This is a genomic window from Streptomyces sp. LE64, from assembly GCF_052606915.1.
Genome location: NZ_CP199708.1, coordinates 4,202,384 through 4,226,069 on the forward strand (window position 1 = coordinate 4,202,384; position 23,686 = coordinate 4,226,069).

24 protein-coding genes and 3 pseudogenes are annotated in these 23,686 nt (G+C 73.4%); 7 read left to right on the forward strand and 20 right to left on the reverse strand.

Features of this window, described 5'->3' with window-relative positions; translation table 11 throughout:
• Window positions 1-131: 131 nt before the first annotated feature.
• Genes ACSMX9_RS19030 through afsQ1 form a run of 3 tightly spaced genes read right to left on the reverse strand, consistent with a single transcriptional unit; the run spans window position 132 to window position 3,069 of the window.
• Window positions 132-776, reverse strand: a complete 645-nt coding sequence (locus ACSMX9_RS19030) for a hypothetical protein (RefSeq protein WP_445395446.1) — start codon at window positions 774-776, stop codon at window positions 132-134.
• The gene (locus tag ACSMX9_RS19035; RefSeq protein WP_445395448.1) at window positions 773-2,395 is read right to left on the reverse strand and encodes an ATP-binding protein; all 1,623 of its coding nucleotides are present in this window, start codon (window positions 2,393-2,395) and stop codon (window positions 773-775) included. The genes ACSMX9_RS19030 and ACSMX9_RS19035 overlap by 4 nt, the downstream gene beginning before the upstream one ends.
• Window positions 2,392-3,069 (reverse strand): two-component system response regulator AfsQ1, encoded by a 678-nt coding sequence (gene afsQ1 / locus ACSMX9_RS19040; protein ID WP_351240237.1) that lies wholly within the window; start codon window positions 3,067-3,069, stop codon window positions 2,392-2,394. Before afsQ1 ends, ACSMX9_RS19035 begins: the two co-directional genes overlap by 4 nt.
• Before the next feature lie 192 nt (window positions 3,070-3,261).
• On the opposite strand from afsQ1, the gene ACSMX9_RS19045 reads away from it, so the two are divergent.
• From ACSMX9_RS19045 to ACSMX9_RS19055, 3 genes and pseudogenes are all read left to right on the forward strand, one after another.
• Window positions 3,262-4,017 (forward strand): SigE family RNA polymerase sigma factor, encoded by a 756-nt coding sequence (locus ACSMX9_RS19045; RefSeq protein WP_351240235.1) that lies wholly within the window; start codon window positions 3,262-3,264, stop codon window positions 4,015-4,017.
• 406 nt (window positions 4,018-4,423) lie between these two features.
• Window positions 4,424-5,301, forward strand: a pseudogene (locus ACSMX9_RS19050) (helix-turn-helix domain-containing protein).
• Window positions 5,291-5,497, forward strand: a complete 207-nt coding sequence (locus tag ACSMX9_RS19055; protein WP_445395450.1) for a DUF397 domain-containing protein — start codon at window positions 5,291-5,293, stop codon at window positions 5,495-5,497. Before ACSMX9_RS19050 ends, ACSMX9_RS19055 begins: the two are co-directional and overlap by 11 nt.
• A 79-nt stretch (window positions 5,498-5,576) precedes the next feature.
• On the opposite strand, the gene ACSMX9_RS19060 is transcribed toward ACSMX9_RS19055, so the two are convergent.
• The 5 genes from ACSMX9_RS19060 to ACSMX9_RS19080 form a co-directional block, all read right to left on the reverse strand.
• Window positions 5,577-5,888, reverse strand: coding sequence for a hypothetical protein (locus tag ACSMX9_RS19060; protein WP_366116492.1), 312 nt, complete (start codon window positions 5,886-5,888; stop codon window positions 5,577-5,579).
• The gene (locus tag ACSMX9_RS19065; protein ID WP_445395452.1) at window positions 5,881-6,102 is read right to left on the reverse strand and encodes a hypothetical protein; all 222 of its coding nucleotides are present in this window, start codon (window positions 6,100-6,102) and stop codon (window positions 5,881-5,883) included. Before ACSMX9_RS19065 ends, ACSMX9_RS19060 begins: the two co-directional genes overlap by 8 nt.
• A gap of 190 nt (window positions 6,103-6,292) precedes the next feature.
• Entirely contained in the window at window positions 6,293-6,631 is a 339-nt protein-coding gene (locus tag ACSMX9_RS19070) for a hypothetical protein (protein ID WP_366116490.1), read from the reverse strand.
• The gene (locus ACSMX9_RS19075) at window positions 6,597-6,821 is read right to left on the reverse strand and encodes a hypothetical protein (protein WP_351240227.1); all 225 of its coding nucleotides are present in this window, start codon (window positions 6,819-6,821) and stop codon (window positions 6,597-6,599) included. Before ACSMX9_RS19075 ends, ACSMX9_RS19070 begins: the two co-directional genes overlap by 35 nt.
• 102 nt (window positions 6,822-6,923) lie before the next feature.
• On the reverse strand, window positions 6,924-7,565 hold the full coding sequence (locus ACSMX9_RS19080; RefSeq protein WP_445395454.1) for a uridine kinase family protein: 642 nt from the start codon (window positions 7,563-7,565) through the stop codon (window positions 6,924-6,926).
• Between the two features lie 126 nt (window positions 7,566-7,691).
• On the opposite strand from ACSMX9_RS19080, the gene ACSMX9_RS19085 reads away from it, so the two are divergent.
• Entirely contained in the window at window positions 7,692-8,132 is a 441-nt protein-coding gene (locus ACSMX9_RS19085) for a hypothetical protein (protein WP_445395456.1), read from the forward strand.
• A 15-nt stretch (window positions 8,133-8,147) separates the two neighbouring features.
• Here the strand turns inward: ACSMX9_RS19085 and ACSMX9_RS19090 are convergent, their stop codons facing one another.
• The 3 genes and pseudogenes from ACSMX9_RS19090 to ACSMX9_RS19100 form a co-directional block, all read right to left on the reverse strand.
• Window positions 8,148-10,163: a tetratricopeptide repeat protein gene (locus ACSMX9_RS19090; protein WP_445395458.1), complete on the reverse strand. Its 2,016-nt coding sequence runs from the start codon at window positions 10,161-10,163 to the stop codon at window positions 8,148-8,150.
• Between the two features lie 364 nt (window positions 10,164-10,527).
• Window positions 10,528-11,169: pseudogene (locus ACSMX9_RS19095) on the reverse strand (hypothetical protein); the annotation flags it as partial.
• A 460-nt stretch (window positions 11,170-11,629) separates the two neighbouring features.
• Window positions 11,630-11,959, reverse strand: coding sequence for a trypco2 family protein (locus tag ACSMX9_RS19100; RefSeq protein ID WP_445395460.1), 330 nt, complete (start codon window positions 11,957-11,959; stop codon window positions 11,630-11,632).
• A 187-nt stretch (window positions 11,960-12,146) separates the two neighbouring features.
• On the opposite strand from ACSMX9_RS19100, the gene ACSMX9_RS19105 reads away from it, so the two are divergent.
• Window positions 12,147-12,746: a DUF4291 domain-containing protein gene (locus tag ACSMX9_RS19105; RefSeq protein ID WP_445395462.1), complete on the forward strand. Its 600-nt coding sequence runs from the start codon at window positions 12,147-12,149 to the stop codon at window positions 12,744-12,746.
• A 58-nt stretch (window positions 12,747-12,804) separates the two neighbouring features.
• On the opposite strand, the gene ACSMX9_RS19110 is transcribed toward ACSMX9_RS19105, so the two are convergent.
• From ACSMX9_RS19110 to deoC, 3 genes are read right to left on the reverse strand one after another with little or no spacing between them, the layout of a single operon-like run.
• Window positions 12,805-13,698, reverse strand: coding sequence for an aldehyde dehydrogenase family protein (locus tag ACSMX9_RS19110; protein ID WP_445395464.1), 894 nt, complete (start codon window positions 13,696-13,698; stop codon window positions 12,805-12,807).
• Complete coding sequence (locus ACSMX9_RS19115; RefSeq protein WP_445395466.1) at window positions 13,691-15,127, reverse strand: aldehyde dehydrogenase family protein; 1,437 nt, start codon at window positions 15,125-15,127, stop codon at window positions 13,691-13,693. The genes ACSMX9_RS19110 and ACSMX9_RS19115 overlap by 8 nt, the downstream gene beginning before the upstream one ends.
• A 5-nt stretch (window positions 15,128-15,132) precedes the next feature.
• Entirely contained in the window at window positions 15,133-16,146 is a 1,014-nt protein-coding gene (gene deoC, locus ACSMX9_RS19120) for a deoxyribose-phosphate aldolase (RefSeq protein WP_445403030.1), read from the reverse strand.
• Between the two features lie 275 nt (window positions 16,147-16,421).
• Between deoC and ACSMX9_RS19125 the strand changes: the two are divergent.
• A pseudogene (locus ACSMX9_RS19125) lies at window positions 16,422-17,123 on the forward strand (ATP-binding cassette domain-containing protein); the annotation flags it as partial.
• Window positions 17,124-17,214: 91 nt separating this feature from the next.
• Window positions 17,215-18,165 (forward strand): phosphotransferase family protein, encoded by a 951-nt coding sequence (locus ACSMX9_RS19130; RefSeq protein ID WP_445395468.1) that lies wholly within the window; start codon window positions 17,215-17,217, stop codon window positions 18,163-18,165.
• An 8-nt stretch (window positions 18,166-18,173) separates the two neighbouring features.
• On the opposite strand, the gene ACSMX9_RS19135 is transcribed toward ACSMX9_RS19130, so the two are convergent.
• From ACSMX9_RS19135 to ACSMX9_RS19160, 6 genes are all read right to left on the reverse strand, one after another.
• The gene (locus tag ACSMX9_RS19135) at window positions 18,174-18,872 is read right to left on the reverse strand and encodes a beta-glucanase (protein WP_445403031.1); all 699 of its coding nucleotides are present in this window, start codon (window positions 18,870-18,872) and stop codon (window positions 18,174-18,176) included.
• Window positions 18,873-19,038: 166 nt separating this feature from the next.
• Window positions 19,039-19,689 carry a PH domain-containing protein gene (locus tag ACSMX9_RS19140; protein ID WP_445395470.1) on the reverse strand — a complete coding sequence of 217 codons (651 nt, stop codon included), beginning with the start codon at window positions 19,687-19,689 and terminating at the stop codon, window positions 19,039-19,041.
• A gap of 79 nt (window positions 19,690-19,768) precedes the next feature.
• Complete coding sequence (locus ACSMX9_RS19145) at window positions 19,769-20,203, reverse strand: hypothetical protein (protein WP_351240205.1); 435 nt, start codon at window positions 20,201-20,203, stop codon at window positions 19,769-19,771.
• 149 nt (window positions 20,204-20,352) lie between these two features.
• Window positions 20,353-22,017 (reverse strand): phospho-sugar mutase, encoded by a 1,665-nt coding sequence (locus ACSMX9_RS19150; RefSeq protein WP_445395472.1) that lies wholly within the window; start codon window positions 22,015-22,017, stop codon window positions 20,353-20,355.
• Between the two features lie 46 nt (window positions 22,018-22,063).
• Window positions 22,064-22,888 carry a purine-nucleoside phosphorylase gene (locus tag ACSMX9_RS19155; protein ID WP_445395474.1) on the reverse strand — a complete coding sequence of 275 codons (825 nt, stop codon included), beginning with the start codon at window positions 22,886-22,888 and terminating at the stop codon, window positions 22,064-22,066.
• A 256-nt stretch (window positions 22,889-23,144) separates the two neighbouring features.
• Entirely contained in the window at window positions 23,145-23,582 is a 438-nt protein-coding gene (locus tag ACSMX9_RS19160) for a gamma-glutamylcyclotransferase (protein ID WP_351240199.1), read from the reverse strand.
• Window positions 23,583-23,686 lie beyond the last annotated feature (104 nt).

Consider the following 23,686-nt stretch of genomic DNA (forward strand, 5'->3'; position numbering starts at 1 on the left):
CCCCGGTCACTCCGTGCCGTCAACGGGCCGCCGCGCACGCCCACCGCACGGGGGACCGGCGTGCGGCCGAACGAGTGCCCCCGCACCGAACCGCCCCTCGCCCGGCACCGGAACGGACGCCGCCCACGAGGTCAGCCCCCGCGCACCTCGGTGCGCGGCGGCCCGTGCGAGCCGGGCCGGGCACGGACCTCGGGGGTGCACTCGTACGCGTGCAGCGCGGAGTCCCCCGGCCCGCCGAGCACCACCCGGCCGTCGTGCGCGGCGGCGGCCGAGTTCGCGAGCGTGCAGACGAGCTGCGCCAGCGCGAACGGCGCCAGCCCCGCCACCGGTGCGCTCAGCCGCAACGCGTCCCGAGGGTCGCCGGCCTGCGGCCCGGTCACCACCAGCCGGTCCGGCACGTCCGTGGTGTACCCCGCCTGGCGCTCCGCCCGGGCCATCGGCAGGGCCAGTTGCTCCAGCAACGCCCGCGCCACCCGGCCGCGGTCCTCCTTGCCGGCCGAGCGCTCCGCGCTCTGCCGCGCGTCCTGCTCCGCCGGCAGCTCCACCCGCCGCTGCACGGGCGCCAACTGCGAGGCGCACACCAGGAACACCCGCATCGGCACCCCGACCGCGTCCGGTCCGTCCGCCGGCGGCTCCGACACCGCGCAGGGCGTCCGGGACGGGGCCGGACCGAAGTCGGTCGGCACCTCGGTCGGCCGGATTCCGCAGCCGGCGGCCGACAGGCCCAGCAGCACGCCCGCCGCCCCCGCGGCCCACCGCCGCCGCACCCCGGTCACCTGGCACCCCCCTGCCGCCCGTCGCCGGCCACGTCCGCCTCCGAGACGTCCCGCGGCAACCGCAGCGTGAACACGGCACCCCCCTCGTCCGAGTTGGCGGCCGTGATCTCCCCACCGTGGATGTGGGCGTTCTCCAGGGCGATCGACAGCCCGAGGCCACTGCCGTCGGACCGCGGCCGGGACGCGCTCGCCTTGTAGAAGCGGTCGAAGACGTGCGGCAGCACCTCGGCCGGGATGCCCGGCCCGTGGTCCCGCACCTCGATCAGCACGTCCCCCCGCCCCGTGCCGTCACCGGCGTCCGTACGGACCGCCACCCGCACCGGCGAGCCGCCGTGCTTGAGGGCGTTCCCGATCAGATTCGCCAGGATCACGTCAAGGCGACGCGGGTCGACCTGGGCCATGATCCCGCGCTCGGCGTCCAGTTCCACCGCGTCCAGCCAGGCCCGCACGTCGATGCACGCGGTGATCTGGTCGGCGATGTCCACGTCGTCCAGCACCAGCCGCGCGGTGCCCGCGTCGAAGCGGGTCACCTCCATCAGGTTCTCGACCAGGTTGTTCAACCGCCGGGTCTCGCTGACCACGATCCGCACCGCCGGCTCGATCATCGGGTCCACGCTCCCGGTCTCCGCGTCCAGCTCCTCCTCCAGGACCTCCGTCACCGCGGTGATCGCGGTCAACGGGGTCCGCAGCTCGTGCGACATGTCCGCCACGAACCGCCGGGACGCCTCGTCCCGGGCGCTCATCTCGGCGACCCGCTTCTCCAATGCCTGCGCCGCCCGGTTGAACGTCCGCGACAACTCGGCCAACTCGTCGGTGCCCGACACCTGGAGCCGGGTGTCCAGCTTGCCCTCGCCCAACCGCTTCGCCGCCGCCCCCAGCCGGTGCACCGGCCTGAGCACCGTCGTCGCCGCGGCCTGCGCGATCAGCGCCGCCCCGATCAACGCCAACGCCGTCGCGATCGCGAGCGACCAGGCCAACGAGTTCAGGTCCTTCTCCTCCGGCTCCAACGACTTCAGCATGTAGCCGCTCGGCCCGCCCCCGATCAGCCGGGTGCCCGCCACCAGGTACGGAGTGTCCGCGATCGTCACCCGCTGCCAGTACAGGTGGTACGGCGAACGGTTGGTGGACGTCAACGGCTGCTCCTTGTCGACCGCCTCCCGGAGCGAGGAGGGCACGTCGTCCAGGGCGAACGCCTTGACGTCCGAACCGCCGATCGCGGGGGCGCCCCCGTCCTCCCCGACCAGCAACAGCACCTCGTAGTGCTGACTGCTCGTCGCCATCTGGTTGGCGGCGTGCCGGAGTTCACCCGCCGTCGGACGCGCCGGCAACTCGCCGGCCCGGCTGCCCATCTCCTGCCGGAAGTCGTTGAGCGCCGCGCCCTGCGTCCGGGTCAGCACCGCCTCCCGGTTCAACCAGTACGCGATCCCCGACACCGCGACCGCTGCCGTCAACGCCACCATGCCGAAGACCAGCATCAGCCGCAGCCGCAGGCTGGTGAACCGCAGCGCCGCGGAGAGCCCGCGCCGCACCCGGCCGCCGCCCGCCGCACCCCGCCCCGCGCGCCCGCCACCGGCGTCGCCGCCTTCGGAGGACTCCCGCTCGTCGTCCCGCTCGGTCACTGAGGACTGTCCAGCCGGTAGCCCACCCCGCGCACCGTGCGGATCAGCGTCGGCGAGGACGGCACGTCCTCCACCTTCGCCCGCAACCGTTGCACGCACGCGTCGACGAGCCGGGAGTCGCCGAGGTAGTCGTGCTCCCACACCAGCCGCAGCAACTGCTGCCGCGACAGTGCCTGGCCCGGCCGGCGGCTCAGCTCCAGCAGCAGCCGCAACTCGGTCGGCGTCAGTTGCAGGTCCTCGCCGTTCTTGGTGACCGTCATCGCGGCCCGGTCGATGACCAGGCCGCCGAAGGTCGCCGAATCCGTGGCCTCCCGCTCGCCCCGGCGCAGCACCGCCCGGATGCGGGCGTCCAGCACCCGCCCCTGCACGGGCTTGACCACGTAGTCGTCGGCGCCGGACTCCAGCCCGACCACCACGTCGATGTCGTCGCTGCGCGCGGTCAGCAGGATGATCGGCAACTGGTCGGTGCGGCGGATGCGACGGCACACCTCGAAGCCGTCGATGCCCGGCAGCATCACGTCCAGCACGATCAGGTCGGGCCGCTGTTCACGCAGCAGTTTCAGGCCGTCCTCGCCGGTGGCAGCGGTGGCCACACGGTGCCCCTGGCGCGTCAGCGACAGCTCCAGGGCCGTACGGATGGCGTCGTCGTCCTCGATCAGCAACAGGGAAGGCACGGTGGCCATTCTGTCCCATGACCCGCGAGGACACGACTGCCGCCGGGGACCCGGGCCCCTCCCCGGCCGTCCCCCCGACGTCACAGGCCCCTGTGACAGTGCTGTGACAGTCGGCGGACAACGTCATGAAGTGCCCGCGGAAGGATTCTGGTCATCGCACGGAGCACGATCAGCACTGACGGGGGGCGCGAGATGAACAAGCTGCACAGCATCAACGCGAGCGCGGTCGTCACGCGTCTTCACGACGGCGGACGGGGGAACGGTTCCAGCGAGAAGTCCGGTGCCGTGAGCGGGCGGGGGTGCGCTCGCGGCACCGGACGTCACCAGTGCACCCACACGACCTACATGACGATGGTCGACGCACCGCAGAAGGGCGTCGCCCACGGGGAGGCCGCGGGGGAGCGCCGGACCCGGTCGGAGGCGAACGCCGAAGCCGCGTTCACCGCCTACGTACAGGAGCGCCGCGCCTCCCTGTACGCCACCGCCTACCACCTGACCGGTGACCGGTTCGAGGCCGAGGACCTCCTCCAGAGCGCCCTCTTCTCCACCTACCGGGCCTGGGACCGGATCAGCGACAAGGCCGCCCTCGGCGGCTACCTGCGCCGCACGATGACCAACCTGCACATCAGTGCCTGGCGCCGACGCAAGCTCAACGAGTACCCGACCGAGGAACTGCCGGAGACGCCCGGCGACACGGACGCCATGCGCGGCACCGAACTGCGCGCCGTCCTCTGGCAGGCGCTCGCCCGGCTGCCCGAACTCCAGCGGACGATGCTGGTCCTGCGCTACTACGAGGGCCGTACCGACCCGGAGATCGCGGACATACTCGACATCAGCGTCGGCACCGTCAAGTCCAGCATCTGGCGCTCACTGCGCCGGCTGCGCGAAGACGAGGTCCTGAGCTTCGGCCGGGACCAGGAGGAGTCCTTCGGGGAGCTGGTCGCCTAGCGACCGGCCCCGCCGGAGGCACGGTACGCCGCCACTGTGGGGGTGGCGGCGCACCGTCAGCACGGGGGAAAACGGGGGAAGAAAGAAAATGGGTGGCTCGGGGGGGAACTCGGGAGCCCATGGGGGGAGTTAACAGGGGGAAGAGCCCACCGGGGGGTGGGACACGGGGGAACGGCCCTTCAACGGGAGAGCGGCAACCACCGGGGGGTGGGAACCGCGGGGCCGCATGAGCAGGACCGGAGGCCGGGGGGTCTTACCGGTCCTGCTCTTTCCCTTTTCCCGTCCACGGGTTGGGGGCCGTCGCCGGCGAACAGGCCCCCGATTCCCCGAAAGTGTGCTCTTCGGCCCCGAACGTTCCCCTCCGTGTCCATTCGCCCACCGTGCGCACTCTCCTGGCCCTAGAGTCATGCGCCCAACCCGTGGTCAGGCAGGGAGGATCGGTGATGGGCCGTTGAACCGCAAGGACTTGAACCCGGAGGAATCGCCCCAGGCGGCGTTCGGCGCGGAGTTGCGCCGGCTGCGGGAAGCCCGCGGCCTGAAGCAGGAGGAACTGGGCGATCTGACGGAGTACTCGGGCGGCCACATCTCGGCCGTGGAGACCGGCCGCAAGGGCCCGAGCCTGGCGCTGGCCCGCGCCATGGACCGTGCCCTGGGCGTGAAGGTCTTCGAGCGCGAGTGGTACGCGATGAAGCAGAGCATGTTCCTGCGGGGCTTTCCCGAGTACCTCCAGCACGAGGCTCGGGCGACGGAGATCCGGCTGTTCACGGTCGGGATCATCCCGGGCTGTTGCAGACACCGGAGTACGCGCGGGTGCTCGCCGACGCTAACGTTCGCAGGGGTGCGATTACGGATAAAGAAGCCGACGAGCGAGTCGTGTTGTTGGCAGAACGGCAAGCGGGGCTGGTGGGGCCGCGTGCGCCGATGGTGATCGTGGTGTTGGACGAGAGCTGTATCCGCCGACCAATCGGCGGACCGAAGATCATGACTGCCCAGCTCCAGCGGCTGGTGGAGTTCGCTGCGGAGCCCAACAGCATGCTCCAAGTGGCCCCCTACGAGATGGGAGAGCTGCGTCCCTTCGACTTGCCGGTGAACCTGTTGACCCTGCCGGACCGCTCGGCTGCTGCCTACACCGAGTCGCAGGGAATGGGGTACTTCGACCGCGAAAGCACGTCTGTCTACCCTCAGGTGAGGGCCTACCATCAGTTGCAGGCGGAGGCGCTGTCTCAAGCGGCGTCCGTGGCCCTGATTCAGCAGGTGATGAAGGAGATGACCCATGACGAGTGAGCCGCGTTGGTTCAAGTCCTCCTACAGCAACAACGGCGGTGACTGCGTCGAGGTCGCGGCGAACCTGGTAGCTGACTTCGGGGTGGTTCCCGTGCGTGACTCGAAGGTCGTGAGCGGTCCGGTGCTGGCGCTGCCCGCTGGCGCGTTCGCGTCCTTCGTTTCGGGTGTCAGGTCCGGGGAGTTCGACACCGCCTGACCGCCGCCCGAGCGGGCGTTCCCCGCGGGAAGGTGGGGGAGCGCCCGGCCGGGTCGGGTGGCGACCAGGGGCGTCCGGTTCAGGGGGCGTCCGCGAGCGGGGGCGGTGCGGGGACCACGGCCGGAGTGGCCATGCCGTTCTCGTCCAGCGCGATCTCGTCCAGTTCGACGCTTCGAACGAGCACCCCCGGGAAGTCCTCGAACCGCTCCAGGGTGTCCGCGATGGCTGCGGTGAGCGTCTCGGCGCGGACCACGCAGAGGAACCCGGAGTACCCGGGCCCCTCGGTCAGCCCGATGCCGCCTTCCGCGAACCGGTCCAGCCCGTCGAGGAAGTCCTTCTGCTCAGGGGTGAGCGGGTCCTGGAGGTGCAAGGTGAAGTGCCACCTAGGCATGGTTCTGGTGCCTCCTTGTGAAGTCATTGATCTTCTTTGCTTCGTCGCCCTGGCTTCGGGGGGTGCTGTACATGACGTCCTCGTTGCAGGGACAACACACGACCCACCCCCACCGGTGGCGGTTCTTGTCGTGCGTCACCTTGAGGCCAGCTGCCTCGGTCCGCTTCAATGCCGCCTCGACGTCCTTCTTCTGGTGCCGGTCTCCGATTCCCACCAGGTCGTCCTACCGCTGTCCGGGTGGAAGTGGAGGGGTACCGGGTACACGCCTCACCCGAAGGAGCGAACCCGCCCCCGGAGGGGCACCTGGGGTGACCGCCGGTGCTTCAGGCGCGCGAGCCCTCGGCCTTCACATCAGCCGTGTGCGGTGGGACCTCGTCGGCGGTGGGGGCGATGGGATCAGGGAGTCAAGGGGCATCCGCGAGCGGGGGCGGTGCGGGGACCACGGCCGGTGTGGCCATGCCGTTGAATTCCAGCTCCGCCGGACCGAGTTCCACGCCGCGCACCAGCACGCCGGGAAGGTCCTCGAAGAAGCCCAGGGCCTCGGCAACGGCGTCCGTCAGCGTTGCTGCGGCGAAGGTGCAGGTGAACTTGGCGTAGTCGGGGCCCTCGATGAGACAGATGCGCCCGTCGTTGAACCGGTCGAGTCCGTCCAGGGTGTCGGACTGCTCGGGAGTCAGTGGCGCCTGGAGGTGCAGGACGAAGTCCCACTCACGCGCAGCCACGGTGCTGGTTGGTGAAGGCATCGATCTTCCTCGCCTCGTTTCCCGGACTCTGGGGTGTGCAGTGCACTCGGTGCTTCTCGTTGCAGGGACAACACACGACCCACCCCCACCGGTGGCGGTTCTTGTCGTGCGTCACCTTGAGGCCAGCTGCCTCGGCCCGCTTCAACGCCGCCTCGACGTCCTTCTTCTGGTGCCGGTCTCCGATTCCCACCCGGGCAGTCCTACAGCTGCTCGGGTGGGAACGGGCGGCGCCTGGACGCGGATCACCCGAACGAGCGCACGTGGGCGAAAGGGGCCGCCGGTCGGCCTGCCTTCAGGCGCGCGAGCCCTCCGGGGCCTGGTGGTCCGAGGCGGCGGCCACGCGGGCCGCGGCCTCCGTCTGACCGCAGGCGTACGCCCCCAGGTCGACCTGGTGGGCCACGATGCGCCGCTCGGTGCGCAGCAGTCGCCAGCCCCGCCGCAGCAGGAACGGCACAGGCTTGCGGGCCTCCCGCAGGTCCCGTGCCAGTCGGCGGCGGAACGTCGTGGTGGGGCGGCCCCGTAGGCAGAGGGCGTCGGCGAGGAGGCCCAGGTCTCGGCAGCGGCGGACGACGTCCGCCGCGAAGATGCCCTCGGCGAGGAAGAGCGGTGCGCCGTCGAGCTCCATCCGGCTCGTGCCGGTGCGCGAGCTGGTGGAGATGTCGTACACCGGTACGTCGGTGCACCCGACCGTGCAGAGTTCGGTGATCGCCCGCACCGCGGCGTCGGCGTCCCAGGACAGCGGGGAGTCCCAGTCCACGTCACGGGAACCGGGCACCAGGGGCAGGGTGGGGTCGTCGTGTTCCTTGTAGAAGTCGTCCAGGCACAGCACGGGCAGCCCGCTGCGTGCGGCGAACGAGGACTTTCCGGAGCCGGAGGGGCCCGTGATCAGGACGACGCGGGCGGGTGACGGCGATATGTCGGGGAGGGAACTCACGAGAGTCCAGTGTGCGGCATTCCCGGGCGCCTGCCGACCCCGCGGGTCGGCTTTGCGGCCCGACCACGCCCTCAACTACGCTTCGTGAGTCCTTGATTACCCATCTCGCATCCCCGGGCGGCACCCATGGCAGATCAGCAGGACCACTCTCCCCGTCAGGCTCCCCCCGTCCCGCGCGCCCTGCTGCGTGCGGGACTCGCCCTCGGCGCGGTCGGCATGGCCTTCGGGGCGGGGGCGACCACCGCCGCCGCGGCTCCGGAGGCGCCCGCGCCCGACGCGGGGGCCCAGCCCTCCACGGTCGGCCGGTTGGACGCGCAGGCCGCGGGGCGGGCCCTCGCCGACACCGTCGGGTACGTGACCGGCCCGCTCACCGCGATGCAGCTCAACCCGCTCGCGGGCACCGGGGTGGACCCGCTCGCCAACGGCGTCGGCACCCAGGTCGCCGACTTCAAGCCGCTGTCCACCACCGCGCTCACCGCCCCGCTGGCGCGCGGCGACTCGCTGGGCGAACTGCCCGTGGTGGGCCCGCTCACCGGGCGGGCGACGGGGCTGTTGGCCGGGCGCTGAGGTCGGGGCCGGGGCCTATCCTCCCCCGGGAGCATCCAGCCCTTCGAGCAGGGCCGAGACCTCCAGGGAGTGCTGGAGACGGGGCCCGAAGAGGGTGGGCTCGGCCTCCGCCAGGGCGCGGTGGCGCTCGTTGGCCTCCTCGATCACGGCCAGGGCCTCCGCTCGGCGCCCCACCACCGCCAGGTCCGTGGAGAAGTTGAGCAGGGACTGGGCCAGGTTGGGCAGGTGGGCGTCCGGACTGGTCTCCGCCAGGGCGCGGTAGTGACCGGTGGCCTCCTCGCTGGCGGCCAGGGCCTCCGCGTGCCGTTTCACCGCCCCCAGGCCGGCGGAGAGGTTCAGCAGGGACATCGCCAGACCGGGCAGGTGGGCGTCCGGGTTGGCCTCGGCCAGGGCGCGGTAGTGGTCGGTCGCGCTCTCGCTGTGGGCGAGGGCCTCGTCCCGTCGTCCCGCGCGGCGCATGTCCACGGAGAGGTTGTTGAGGGCCATCGCCAGGTCGGGCAGATAGATGCCAGGGTCGGCCTCGGCGAGGGTGCGGTAGTGGGCGGTCGCCTCCTCGATGCGGGCGAGGGCCTCCTCCTGCCGTCCCAGCTCCCCCAGGCAGACGGAGAGGTTGTTGAGGGCCATCGCCAGGTCGGGCAGATGGGCGTCGGGACTGCCTCCGGCGAGGGTGCGGTAGTGGGTGGTCGCCTCCTCGACGTGCGGAAGGGCTTCGCGGGGCCGTCCCAACCGCCCCAGGTCCACGGAGAGGTTGCTGAGCGACTTGGCGAGGTCGGCCAGGTGCGCGTCCGGGTTCGCCTCGGCCAGGGTGCGGCGGATGTCGGTGGCCTCCCGGACGGCGGCCAGGGCCTCCCCCCGCCTACCGAGCGCGCTCAGCTCCACCGAGAGGTTGTTGAGGGAGACCGCGAGGTCCGGCAGGTAGGTGCCCGGGTCCCGCTCGGCCAGTGCGCGGCGGATGTCGACGGCCTCCCGTACCGGGCCGAGGGCCTCCTCCCGCCGTCCCAGCTCCCCCAGCTCCACGGACAGGTTGTTGAGGGAGGCGGACAGGTCGGACAGGTAGGAGTCCGGGTCCCGTTCGGCCAGGGCGCGGCGGATGTCGATGGACTCCCGGATGACGGGCACCGCCTCCTTCCTCCGGCCCACCTTCCCCAGCCGGGTGCCCAAGTTGTTCAGGGCGGTGGCACGGTGGCGCAGGTAGGAGTCCGGGTCCCGCTCGGCCAGGGCACGGTAGTGGTGGGCCGCCTCTTCGATGGCGGTGAGGGCCTCGTCCCGCCGTCCCACCTCCCCCAGTCGGATGGCGAGGTTGTTCAGGGCACGGGCGAGGTCGGGCAGGTGGGCGTCCGGGTCCTGCTCGGCCAGGGCGCGTTGCCGTGCGCAGACGGTGCGGGCGAGCCGGGCGGCGGTGACGGCCAGCCGTTGGCTGCTGGGGGGCAGTCTCCTGGACAGCACGGCGAGTTCGTCCAGGGGGAGGGCCGGGTCCTCGCCGAGGGCCCCCAGGGCGGCGACGAGGGGAGCGGGGTGGTTGCTGCGGGTGGCGGTGGCGACGATCTGCGCGGCCCGTGTCCGGTGGTGGCGGACGCACAGGTCGGTGAGGTGGCCGTCGAGACGGGGGAGGCCGGGGTGGGCGGCTGCGCGGCTGTAGACGGTGAGGAGTTGGGCCGCCTGGGCGTCGTCGGCGCCGTCCAGGAGGTGGTCGGCGAGGGCGGGGTCGGCGGTGAGGACGTGGCCGGCGTGGCGTTCGGCCAGCCGGTCGGGCTGGAGGCTGCCCCAGGGCGGCGCGCCCGGTCCGCTGGTGGTGGGGTACAGGGCGGCGAGCCAGGCGGTGACCCGGTCGCGGCGGTCGCGGGGCTGGTCGGCGAGGGCCGGCAGGCGTGACCAGAGCCGGTCGGCGGCCTCGCGGTCGCCGGCGCCGCTGAGGTGGGCGGCGGCCAGCGCGGACTCCAGGGTGGTGGCGCTCAGGGCGGGCGTGAGGCCCCGGGCGGCGGCGTTCTGCCGCCAGTACCGGCGTTCGTGGCCCAGGAGCCGGTCCTCCACCGCGTCGGCGCCGCCCGGCGCCGCGTCCCCCTCGGGTCCTGGGGCGTGCGGTGTCCAGGAGGTCGGCGAGCGCGGTCATGTGCAGGGTGAGGGCATTGGCGTACGCGTCCTGGTCCAGGCACCGCGACGGGGTCGGGAGGGCCGTGACGGGGTCGGTCATGCCGTCGACCAGGGGGAGGGCCGCGGTGAGCGCGCGGACGACCTCGCGGTAGTGGTCGGGCCGTCGGTCGGGGTCGTCCTCCAGCGGGGCGAGGCGGTGGACCCGTGCGGTGGCCAGGTGGTCCTCGGCGACCCGGTCCGCGCCGGCCGCCTCCCGCCACCAGTCGCCGTCCGTGCGGGCCAGCAGCAGGAGCTTCAACGGGCTGGTGCCGGGGTGTTCGGCGGCGGCCTCGACCAGGGCCGCGAGCTGGTCGGTGCGGACCTCGGCGTAGTCGAGGACGACCAGCAGCGGACGGGCGGCGTGCCGCACCCCGTGCAGAGCGTCCGCGGTCGCCCGGGCGCGGGGCCACAACGCCGTCCAGCCCTCGGCGGCGAGCCGGCCTGCGAGGTGGTGGGCGAGGCGCGTCTTGCCCTGTCCACCGGGCCCGTGCAGCAGCCAGGCGCCGAAGCCGCCGAGCCCGCACCAGGCGGTCAGCTCCGTGAGGAGGGCCTCCCGCCCGTGGAAGGGGACCACCTGCCGCCCCGGGTCCAGCAGTGCCGCGGGGGTGGCCGCCCCGCGGCGGGCGGCCGGGTCGTGTGCGGGGTCGGCGAGGTCCTGGAACTCCACCGCCTCCGGTCCGCCCGCAGGTGCTCCGCCGTGCTCGGCGAGGGCCGCCCGGAAGGCGGGATCGTGGTGGAGGACGTAGGCGGGCACCAGGTTCAGCCGGCCGTGCCCGGAGTGCGCGCGGTCGGCGGCCACCACACCGGTCAACAGCCGGCCGCAGAACACGGCCGCTCCCGACAGCCCGCCCCAGGGCGAAGCGCCGTCCGCGGTGTCCCACCGCGGCGGACGCTGGTCCAGGTCCATCACGTACTGGTCGTTCACGAACCCGCTGCCCGGGTTCACCCGGCCCGTCAACTGCACGGCCTCCACCGCGAGGTGGGGCCGTTGGGCCTCGTCCGGGACGCCCCGGGTCTCGCACCGGGCGCCCGGCCGGTCGGTGACCAGGCGGCCCCAGCGCACCGGTGCGCCGGGCGGTCGCCAGTGCGGCGAGTCGTCCACCAGGACCAGTGCGGCGTCGTCCCGGCCGCCCGGGGTGCCGGCGTACACGACGGTGCCGTGCGCCGCGCCCGTGCCGCCCGGGGCGAACACCTCCACCCGGCCCCCGACCGGTCCGGTGACGTGCGCGGAGGCCAGCACCAGCCCGCCGCCCACCGCGTGGCCCGAGCCGGGTCCGCCCGGCCCGGTCACCGCGGCGAGACGGACCTGTTCCACCTTCGGCCTCCTCCGGCCCCGTCCTGACCGCTGCCCGTGGCCGGGCGCGGTGTCATCCGATGCGCCGGGAGGCGTCCCCGGGGCCGGCGGGACGGGAGCGGGTGGAGCCCACCCGGACGTCGGTGCCGTCGGGGCGCTGGGGGGTGAGGGTGAAGGACACCCGGTGGGTGCGGGTCCGGGAGCCGCCCGCCTCGGCCTCGGCGCCGACCGCCCACAGGGAGAATCCGGACTTCGCCCGCGCGTCGGCGCGCACCTCGACCTCGAACTCCATCTCCACGGGCCCCACCGTGAACACCAGCTCCGGTTCGGTTCCGGCCCGGGCCGCGGCCTCCAGCAACTCGTCCCGCACCGCCGCCACCGCGTCCGCCAGAGGAACGTCCACCGGCCCCACCCCCGTCATCGATCCTGACGAACCGTCACATGCGGCTGGACGCGGGGGAACCGGTGCACGGTTCCGCCCGCCGGAGCTTCTGTCCCCCATCCCCTCCGCGCCGCCGCTGTTCGTGCCGGTGGCGGGCCCGGCACGTAATTCGCTGGCGCCCGGGGCGCCCCGCGGCCAGCCTGGACCCGTGGAACCCCAGTTCGAGATTCGCGCCCTGCACACCGAGACCACCGTCACCGTCTACCAGGCGTACCCGCCCGAGATCGGGTTGCCGACCGCGCGGGACGGCCGCTTCCCCACGCTGTGGCGACGGGGCCGGATGACCTGGATCAAGCCCTCGTTCCTGTGGATGATGTACCGCTGCGGCTGGGGCGCCAAGGAGGGCCAGCAGACCGTCCTGGCGGTCGAGATCAGCCGCGAGGGCTTCGAGTGGGCGCTTGCCCGGGCGTGCCTGTCGCACTACGCGGCCGGGGTGCACGCCGACCGCGAGGACTGGCAGCGGCAGTTGCGGCGGGCTCCGACCCGGGTGCAGTGGGACCCCGAACGCGATCCGCAGCTGCGGCCGTTGCCGTACCGGTCGCTGCAACTCGGGCTCGCCGGGGAGGCCGCGCACCGTTACGCGGACGAGTGGATCGTCTCCGTCGCCGAGGTCACCCCGCTCGCCCGCGAGGTGCACGCGGCGGTGCGGGACGGGGACCTCGACGCCGCACGGCAGCTGTTGCCCGTCGAGCGGCCCTACCCGGTGCCGGAGGGGCTGTTGGACCGCCTGTGTCCCTCGGGGGGCTGAACGCACCGCGGCCCCGTGCTCCCCGCGGAGGGGGGCCGGGGCCGCGGGCGCGCGGGACTCAGTACGCGGAGCCGGAGGCGCCCAGCGAACCGGTGGGGTGCCACACGGTCTTGGTCTCCAGGAAGGCGGTCAGCCGGCGGGTGCCCGGGTCGGCGGACCAGTCCTCGGGGCGGGGGCGCAGCACCCGCTTGAGGTTGTCGGCCGCGGCGGCCTCCAGGGTGGTGGCCAGTTCGGGGTCGGCGCCGGTCAGGTCGATCGCGTTGACGTCGGCGTGCGCGGCGAGCGGGGCGGCGAGCTCAGCCGTCCGCCCGGAGAGCAGGTTCACCGTGCCGCCCGGGACGTCGGAGGTGGCCAGCACCTCGCCGAGGGAGAGCGCGGGCAGCGGGGCGCGCTCGCTGGTGACGACCACCGCCGTGTTGCCGCCGGCGAGCACCGGGGCGAGCACCGACACCAGTCCCAGCAGCGAGGACTCCTGCGGGGCGAGCACCGCGACCACTCCGGTCGGCTCGGGGGAGGACAGGTTGAAGAACGGGCCCGCCACGGGGTTGCCGCCGCCCGCGACCTGCGCGATCTTGTCGGTCCAGCCGGCGTACCAGACCCAGCGGTCCACGGCCGCGTCGACCCGGGTGGCCGCCTTCGACTTCGACAGGCCCTCCGCGTCGGCTACCTCCCGGACGAACTGCTCCCGGCGGCCCTCCAACATCTCCGCCACGCGGTAGAGGACCTGGCCGCGGTTGTAGGCGGTCGCCCCCGACCAGCGGCCGAACGCCTTGCGGGCGGCGACCACCGCGTCCCGGGCGTCCTTGCGGGACGCCAGCGGGGCGTTGGCCAGCCAGGTGCTCTCCTTGGAGTCGGTCACCTCGTACACCCGCCCGCTCTCGCTCCGGGGGAACGCGCCCCCCACGAACAGCTTGTAGGTCTTGAAGACGCCGAGTCGGCCGTTGTCAGACATCGAGGTACGCCTCCAGACCGTGCCGGCCGCCCTCGCGGCCGTGGCCCGACTCCTTGTACCCGCCGAACGGCGAGGTGGGGTCGAACTTGTTGAACGTGTTGGACCAGATGACCCCGGCCCGCAGCTTGTTGGCCACGGCGAGGATGCGGGAACCCTTCTCGGTCCAGATGCCCGCGGAGAGTCCGTAGGGGGTGTTGTTGGCCTTGGCGACGGCCTCGTCCGGGGTGCGGAAGGTCAGCACCGACAGGACCGGGCCGAAGATCTCGTCCCGGGCCACCGCATGCGCCTGGGTGACGTCGGTGAACACGGTCGGCGCGAACCAGTACCCGGCGGCGGGCAGTTCGCAGGGCGCGGTCCAGCGCTCGGCGCCCTCCGCCTCGCCGCGCTCGGTCAACGCGGTGATCCGGGCCAGTTGTTCGGCGGAGTTGATGGCGCCGATGTCGGTGTTCTTGTCCAGCGGGTCGCCGAGCCGCAGGGTGGTCAGCCGCCGCTTCAGCGCGTCCACCACCTCGTCGTGCACGGACTCCTGCACCAGCAGCCGCGAGCCGGCGCAGCACACCTGGCCCTGGTTGAAGAAGATGCCGTTCACGATGCCCTCGACGGCCTGGTCGACGGGGGCGTCGTCGAAGACGATGTTGGCGCCCTTGCCGCCGAGTTCCAGGGTCAGCTTCTTGTCGGTACCGGCGACCGTGCGGGCGATCTCCTTGCCGACCGCGGTGGAGCCGGTGAACGCGACCTTGTTCACGTCCGGGTGCGCCACCAGCGCGGCGCCGGCGTCCCCGTAACCGGGCAGGACGTTGACCACGCCCCTGGGCAGCCCGGCCTGACGGCAGATGTCGGCGAAGAACAGCGCGGAGAGCGGGGTGGTCTCGGCGGGCTTCAGCACCACGGTGTTGCCGGTGGCGAGCGCCGGGGCGATCTTCCACGCCAGCATCAGCAGCGGGAAGTTCCACGGGATGACCTGGCCGGCGACGCCCAGCGGCTTCGGGTCGGGGCCGTAGCCGGCATGACCCAACTTGTCGGCCCAGCCGGCGTAGTAGAAGAAGTGCGCGGCGACCAGCGGCAGGTCGACGTCCCGGGTCTCCCGGATCGGCTTGCCGTTGTCGAGGGTCTCCAGCACGGCCAGTTCCCGGCTGCGCTCCTGGATCAGCCGGGCGATCCGGAACAGGTACTTGGCGCGTTCCGCGCCCGGCAGCGCCGACCAGGTGCCGAACGCCTTGCGGGCGGCCTGTACGGCGCGCTCCACGTCGGCGGTGCCCGCCCGGGCTACCTCGGAGAGCACCTCCTCGGTGGACGGCGAGGCGGTGGTGAAGGCCCGGCCGTCCGCGGCGTCGGCGAACTCGCCGTCGATGAAGAGGCCGTAGGAGGGCGCGAGGTCGACGACCGCGCGCGACTCGGGCGCGGGCGCGTACGCGAAGAGGTCGGTCATGGTGATCAGTCCACCGTCACGTAGTCGGGGCCGGAGTAGCGGCCGGTCGCCAGTTTCTGGCGCTGCATCAGCAGGTCGTTGAGCAGGGACGAGGCGCCGAACCTGAACCAGTCGCTGGTCAGCCAGTCCGGGCCGACCGTCTCGTTCACCAGCACCAGGAACTTGATCGCGTCCTTGGTGGTGCGGATGCCACCGGCGGGCTTCACGCCGACCTGCACGCCGGTGCGGGCCCGGAAGTCGCGGACCGCCTCCAGCATCAGCAGGGTGTTCGCGGGGGTGGCGTTGACGGCGACCTTGCCGGTCGAGGTCTTGATGAAGTCGGCGCCGGCGAGCATGCCGAGCCAGGAGGCGCGGCGGATGTTGTCGTACGTGGACAGTTCGCCGGTCTCGAAGATGACCTTCAGCCGGGCGCTGCCGCACGCCTCCTTCACGGCGCGGATCTCCTCGTACACCGTGAGGTAGCGGCCGGCGAGGAAGGCGCCCCGGTCGATGACCATGTCGATCTCGTCCGCCCCCGCCGCGACCGCGTCCCGCACGTCGGCGAGCTTCACCGCCAGCGCGGCGCGGCCCGCGGGGAAGGCGGTGGCCACCGAGGCGACCTTGATCCCGGTGCCGGCGACCGCCGCCCTGGCGGTCTCCACCCTGTCCGGGTACACGCAGACCGCCGCGACCCGCGGGGCGTTTGGCGCGGTGGGATCGGGGTGCGCCGCCTTCGCGCCGAGGGCCCGGACCTTGCCCGGGGTGTCGGCGCCCTCCAACGTGGTGAGGTCGATCATCGAGATCGCCAGGTCGATGGCGTACGCCTTCGCCGTGGTCTTGATCGAACGGGTGCCGAGGGAGGCGGCGCGGGCTTCGAGGCCCACCGCGTCCACGCCCGGCAGACCGTGCAGGAAACCGCGCAGGGCCGTTTCCGACGCGGTGACGTGCGCGAGCGGGTGATCGTCCGGGGTGCGTGCGGCGGGCCCGGCCGGGCCGAGGGGACCGGTGGCCGTCGGCTCTGGGGGCGGAATCGTGGGCATGGTCACGAGCTGAGCATATCTACGCGCGTAGTAGCTGTACAGGGTGAGGTGTAAGGGGTGGGATCGGGACACTTCGGGCGGGCCGGAAAGGATGCTCCCCCGGACCGGCGGGGCCCGCCCGACCGCGGGTCCCGGGCTCCGGAACCGCGTGGAACGGGAAGAGCCGTCTTGTTACGGTGGGGCCATGGCTTTCCTCTTCTTCGTCTGAGTCCGGGCACGGCCCCCGCCGCCGTTTCTGCTGCCCGTCGACCTTTCGCACGCCCAGGGAAAGCCCCATGCGCGAACGCGCCCGCACCGTCCTGCCCGCCCCCGCTGCGGCGGCACAGCTCTCCGTCGCCTCCCTCACCAAGTCGTACGGCACCCGGACCGTCCTCGACCAGGTCTCCTTCACCGTCCGCCCGGGCGAGAAGGCCGCCGTCATCGGCGAGAACGGCTCCGGCAAGTCCACCCTGCTGCGGCTGCTCGCCGGCGCCGAGGCACCGGACGCCGGGGAGGTCACCGTCTGCTTCCCCGGCGGAACCGGCCACCTCGCCCAGACCCTCGACCTCGACCCGAACCGCACCGTGCAGGACGCCGTCGACCTCGCCCTGAGCGAGCTGCGCGACCTGGAGCGCGGGCTCCGCGCGGCGGAGGAGACCCTCGCCGCCGCATCGGAGGAGGAACTCGCCGCCTACGGCGAACTGCTGACCGCCTACGAAGAACACGACGGATACCGGGCGGACGCCCGGGTGGACGCCGCCCTGCACGGGCTCGGACTGGGGCGGATCACCCGGGAGCGCCGGCTCGGCTCGCTCTCCGGCGGGGAGCAGTCGCGCCTCGCGCTCGCCTGCTGCCTGGCCGCCGCCCCCGAACTGCTGCTCCTGGACGAACCGACGAACCACATCGCCCTCGACCTGGTCGAGGACCTCCTCACGGCGCTCGCGACGTACCCCGGAGCCGTGGTCGCGGTCGCGCACGACCGCGCCTTCCGGGAGCGCTTCCCCGCCGAACGGCTGGCACTGCGCGCCGGCCGTCGGCACTGAGCGCCCGGCACCGCCCCACCGTCGACCCACTGCACGAGAACGAACCATGACCACCTTCCTGACCCCGCACCAGCGCGCCGACCGCACCGCCGCCGCCGTCGAGGCGGCCGTCGCGGCCGGGCGCGGGCTCGGCCTGACCGTCACCGGGCCCGCGGTGCTCCACGACCTCTTCTCGGTCGTCGTCCACCTGGCCCCCTCGCCGGTCGTGGCCCGCATTCCCACCGTCCTGCCCCGCCCGGACGACCTCGCCGCCCTCGCCCGCCGTCAGCAGGACGAACTGGACGTCACCCGGTGGCTGGCCGACCGGAACGTGCCCGTGATCGCGCCCAGCCCGCTGGTGCCGTGCGCACCCGTGCAGCGCGACGGGTTCTCGATGACCTTCTGGCCGTTCGTCGAGGAGGCCCGGGACGAGGAACCCGACTACGTCGCGAACGCGGAGAGCACCGCGGACCTGCACGCGGCGCTGCGCGCCTACCCCGGCCGCCTGGAGTTCCTGTCCGCGGCCGACCCGCGGTCCATCACGGACGGCCTCGCCCTGCTCGACCGGCATCCCGACCTGATCGGCGCGGCCGATCTGGACCGCGCCCGCCGTGAGTGGCACCTCCTGGAGCCCCTCGTCCGCTCGCGCAGCGCCTTCGAGGCCCGGTTCCCTGGCGTCGACCTCCAACCCGTCCACGGCGACTCCCCGCCCGCGAACGTCTTCAAGGCGGTGGACGGAGACCTCCACGCCGACTTCGAACTGGTCACCCTGGGGCCCGTCGAATGGGACCTGGCCGCCCTCGGACCCGAGCACCGGGCCGCCTACGACCGCGGCGCGCGCCGCAACGGCACCAGGCCGCTCGACCGGCAGGTCCTCGACTTCGTCGACGCCGTGGGCATGCTGCGGGTCATCGCCACCCTCACCCTGGTCCCGCAGCTCCCCGAACTGCTGGAGTACCTCCGGCCCGCGGTCGACCACTGGCGGACGACGCCCTTTGCCGCCGGCCCGGAGGACTGACCGCGTCGTCAGCGTCGGTACACCTGCACCCCGGCCACCTCGTAGGAGAGCTCGGAGACGTGCTCCTCCGGAGCCGGGTGGTAGTGCCCGGCGCACACCGAGAGGTTGACGATGAGGTACGCGCGCCAGCGCCACCCCACCCCGCGCCGGTCGGCGTGGGCGCGCTCCCCGTTCACCCACCACACCACCGACCGGGGACCGAACTCCACCGTCAGGTCGATCCAGCGGCCCGGTCCGATCGAGGGGGCGCGGTGGTAGTGGTGCCCCCCGCGCACCCTGTTCGACAACTCCAGCAGGTCCGGGTTGTCGGGGTGGTACTCGAAGACGTCGATCTCCTGGTCCCCGTCCCGCCAGGTCCAGATGGCCGGCCAGGCGCCCGCCCCGACCGGCAGTCGCACCCGGGCCGTCAGGACGTCCCCGGTCCGGAGCGCGAACCCCTCCGCACTGCCCTCGGTGGTCAGCAGGCCCGCGTTCCACAGGCCGTCGTGGCGGCGCGTCGCCCGGAAGGTGCCGGTGCGGGCGTACGAGGGGTCCGCCACCAGGTGGTCCAGCTTGTCGTCGCCCGGATTGATCGGGCCGCCCCCGGGATACGCCCAGGTGCGGCCCGCCACCCACTGGGCGGTGGAGGTGAAGTCGGCGGTGAAGACCGGGGTGCCGGTCGTCCGGGGCGCGCGGGCGGCGGGGGGCGGTCGCAGTCGGCCGTACAGCCGGGCGAAGGCGTCGATGAGCACGTCACTCCTCTCCGGAACGGGTGCTTCCGGGAGGTTCTGCCCGAGCTCCGGCCACCCATGCGCAGTGCGGTGACGTTTCGCCTGCAATTCATCACATGGAGTGACGATACGGTGAACGGAGTGGTGGACGGGGTGCGGGGGATCAGCTCACCGCGAGCAGGACCGCCAACAGCACGGCACCCGCCGCCGAGGGGGCCATCACCTCGTACGCCCAGCGCACCACCGGGCGCCCCTGCGCGGACGCGGCGCCCCCGCGCCGCTCCGCCAGCTCCCTCAGGTCCTCCACCACCTGGTCGGAGGGCGAACGGACCTGCGAGGCGGTGAGGCTGGTACGGCCCGAGGGATCGTCCATCGCCGCCCTGCTCTGCTGCCGGGCCGCCTTCTTGCGGGCCCGTAGCGACACCGGCACCGCCCAGAGCTGGTACTTCACCCCGGCGTCGTCGAAGACCTCGTTGGAGTAGCCCGCCCGCAGGTTTCCGACGCTCGCCCAGGGCAGGACGATCGTCCGGAACGGATTGCGGATGCGCAGCCGGTCCTCGTTCACGAAGACCGCGGGCCGCAGCGTGTACGCCACCACCAGCGGAGCCAGGAACAACAGGGCCGCGAGCGCCAGCCAGGGGGCGGTGCCCGCCCCGCGCACCACGGCGTCCACCCCGAGCCAGCCCCCCAGCACGAGCAGCAGCACACCGCTCGCGATGCCGGCGGAGGAACGGAAGACCCGGTCCTTGTAGGGCGGCTCCTCCTGGTTCCCCGCGGCGGACGACGCGGGAGTGGGGCGATCGGGACTCGTCATACGAACGATTCTGCCCCACCTGGCCGGAACCGGGCGTCGGCACCCGGGGCCGTCCGGCGCAGGGCGCCGTCCGCACGGGTCACCAGCCGGTGTGGACGAAGGGCTCCACCCGGGCCTCCAGCCAGAGCAGGCACCCCCAGGCCAGCACGGAGAGCGCGGCCAGCGCCGCCGTCAGGGCGGCGGCGAGGGAGGCCGCCGCGGGCCAGGGCTCCGCCCGGCGGTCCAGGGCCGCCCGGGCCAGCCACCAGACGGTGAGGGTGAGCGCCGGCACCCCGAACAGCATCAGCGGCAGCTCCCCGTACACCAGGCTGAGGTCCCGCTCGCCCTCGAAGGCGCCGTGGATCCCGGGTCCCGCACCGTGCAGCCACACGGCCAGCCCGACCGCGCCCGCCACCACCGCCACCAGACATCCGGCGACGGCACCGGACGGGTCGTCCGGAGGGTCCTCGACCTCGGCCCCGGCACCGTCGTAGGAGTAGTGGTCTTTCTGCCCGTTCTGCTCGTGCTCCCGCATGCTCCCGATGACGCCTGGGCCCCGCGAGGAGTTCCTGAACCGCCGAGCCTCCTCCGGCTCGGGCCGGCAAGCTCCGCGCTGACCTGCGGATGCGTGCTCCGCCCCGTCGTACGTCCCCGTGGGCGGCGGGACCGCCCACGGGAACGGGTTCAGATCCCGGCCGCCCGCGCCAGGTCGCGCTTGAGCTCCGCCAGCAGCGCGTCCGCTTCGGCGCGGGCCCGCGGCAGGTCCGCGGAGGAGGCCACCGGCACCACGGCCTCCAGGTAGCACTTCAGCTTCGGCTCGGTGCCGCTGGGGCGCACGATCACCCGGGCGCCGTCCAGGGCGTAGCGCAGTCCGTCGGTCGGGGGCAGCGCCCCGGTGCCGTGGGCCAGGTCCTCGGCCCGGAGCACCGCCCGGCCCGCCAAGGCCGTCGGCGGCTGGGCGCGCAGGGTGCGCATCGCGTCCGCGATCACCGTCAGGTCGGCCACCCGGACGGAGAGCTGGTCGGTGGCGTGCACCCCGTGCTCCACCGCGAGGTCGTCCAGCAGGTCGAGCAGGGTCCGGCCGCGCTCCTTCAGCTCCGAGGCCAACTCGGTGATCAGCAGCGCCGCGGTGATGCCGTCCTTGTCCCGCACGCCCTCCGGGTCGACGCAGTAGCCGAGCGCCTCCTCGTAGCCGTACCGCAGGCCGTCCACCCGGGCGATCCACTTGAAGCCGGTCAGCGTCTCCTCGTGGCCGAGGCCCGCCGCGGCGGCGATCCGCCCCAGCAGCGAGGACGAGACGATCGACTCGGCGAACACCCCGCGCACGCCCCGGCGCACCAGGTGCGCCGCGAGCAGGGCGCCCACCTCGTCGCCGCGCAGCATGCGCCAGCGCTCGCCCGCCGGGTCCTCGGGCACGGCCACCGCGCAGCGGTCCGCGTCCGGGTCGTTGGCGATCACCAGGTCCGGCCGGACGGCCCGGGCCGTCCGGAAGGCCAGGTCCATCGCGCCGGGTTCCTCCGGGTTGGGGAAGGCGACGGTGGGGAACTCCGGGTCCGGCTCGGCCTGTTCGACCACCAGCACCGGGGCGGGGAAGCCGGCCCGGGCGAACGCGGCCAGCGCCACGTCCTTGCCCACCCCGTGCATCGCCGTGTAGACGGTCCGGGCGGTGCGCGCCGAGTCGGGGGCGAGCACCGCGTCGGTCCGGGCCAGGTACGCCGCCACGACCTCGTCGCCCAGGGTCGTCCAGCCCTCCTCCGGGCGCGGCACCCCGGCGAGCGGGCCCACCGCCGCGATCCGTTCGGCGATGCCGGTGTCCGCCGGCGGCACGATCTGGGAGCCGTCGCCCAGGTAGACCTTGTAGCCGTTGTCCCGGGGCGGGTTGTGGCTCGCCGTCACCTCGACGCCGGCGACCGCCCCGAGGTGCCGGATCGCGTACGCCAGCACCGGGGTGGGCAGCGGGCGGGGCAGTACCGCGGCCCGCAGGCCGGCGCCGACCAGCACCGCGGCGGTGTCGCGCGCGAAGTCCGCGGACTTGTGGCGGGCGTCGTAGCCGATGACGACCAGACCGTCCGGGTGGCCCTCGTCCTTCAGGTACGCGGCCAGGCCCGCGGCGGCCCGGATCACCACGGCCCGGTTCATCCGCATCGGGCCCGCCCCCAGCTCGCCGCGGAGCCCCGCGGTGCCGAACTGGAGGGTGCCGGCGAAGCGGTCGGCCAACTCGGCGCCCGCCTCCGCCGCCCCGGGCCCCTCCAGCCGGGCCAGCAGGTCGGTCAGCTCCGCCCGGGTCTGCGGGTCCGGGTCCTCGGCCAGCCAGGTACGGGCACGGGTGGTCAGCTCGGCGTCCTGCACGGTTCTGCCTCTCGGGGGTGTGTCCGGGTGGGCGGTGCCCACGCTGTCAGATGCGGCCCAGCACCCGGGTGAGCAGGGCGCCCATCCGCGCGGCGGAGTCCCGGCCGGCCTGGAGCACCTCCTCGTGGTTGAGGGGCTCGCCGGTCATCCCGGCGGCGAGGTTGGTCACCAGCGAGATCCCGAGCACCTCGGCGCCCGCCTCGCGGGCGGCGATCGCCTCCAGCACGGTGGACATGCCGACCAGGTCGGCGCCGATGGTGCGGGCCATCCGGATCTCGGCGGGCGTCTCGTAGTGCGGACCGGTGACCTGGAGGTAGACGCCCTCCTCCAGCGTGGGGTCGATCTCCTTGCACAGGGCGCGCAGCCGCGGCGAGTAGAGGTCCGTGAGGTCCACGAAGTTCGCCCCGACGATCGGGGAGGTGGCCGTGAGGTTGATGTGGTCGCTGATCAGCACCGGCTGACCGGGACGCATGCCCTCGCGCAGACCGCCGCACCCGTTGGTCAGCACGATCGTCCCGCAGCCCGCGGCGGCCGCGGTGCGGACCGCATGCGCGACGGGGGCGACGCCGTGGCCCTCGTAGTAGTGCGTCCGGCCCAGGAACACCAGGGCGCGCTTCTCGCCGATACGGTACGAGCGGACCCGTCCGCCGTGGCCCGCGACCGCGGGCGGCGGGAAGCCGGGGAGGTCCGTCACCGGGAACTCGTGCTCGGGCTCGCCCAGGGCGTCGACCGCCGGGGCCCAGCCGGAACCCATGACGAGGGCCACGTCGTGGGTGTCCGAACCGGTCAGCTTGCGCAGGCGGGCGGCAGCGGTCTCCGCAGCGGAGTACGGGTCGCCCTGGATGTCGTCCGGAAGAAGAGATGCGTTCACGCCGCTGAGCGTAGCCCGGATTCGCCTACGCGCGTAGACCTGTGTCCCGCCACGTCCCGATCGTTGCCTTGTTGTTGCTGGCCCGCGGCACCCGGCGTCCCGCCCAGGGAGGAGCGCCCCGACGCACCCGCAGGGTCGGGGCCGGCCGGTGCGCCCCGAGCCCTCGGGGGCGCGGTGTCGCCCGCCGTCCCGCGGGGACGGGGCGGCCCGGTGCCCCTCGGTCGGGGGGTGCCGGGAACCGTGCGGGGACCCGCCGTCAGCAGGGTCGCTTGCGGAGCTCCATCACGTAGTCGTGGGGCGCCCCCGCCGACTCCGCGGCGTCCGCGAGCTCGCCGAGGTAGCGGGCGGACGGCAGTCCGCCCTCGTACCCGTTGAGCACGTACACCCAGGCGGGTTCCTCCGCGTCCAGGGTGTGCACCCGCACCCGCATCCGGCGGTAGATGTCGAGCCCGACGCCCTCCCACCGGTCCATGGAGTCCTCGTCCATGGGGGCGATGTCGTACAGGGCGACGAAGACCTGGGAGCGGGGGGCCTCGACGATGGTCGCGAGGGCGCCCTCCCACCCCATGTGCTCGCCCCCGAAGGTCAGCCGCCAGCCGTTGAGCCATCCGGTGGCGCGCAGCGGCGAGTGCGGTGCGCGGCGCGTCATGAGCCGCGCGTCGAGATTGCCGGCGTACGCGGCGTAGAGCGACATGAGGTCGAGGGTACGGCAGGTGCGCCCGCTGCCCCTCCCGTATCGGAGGGGCCCCTCTGAAGAGGGAGGGTGGGAAAAACGGGCCCCGGGGGGCGCATGTTTTG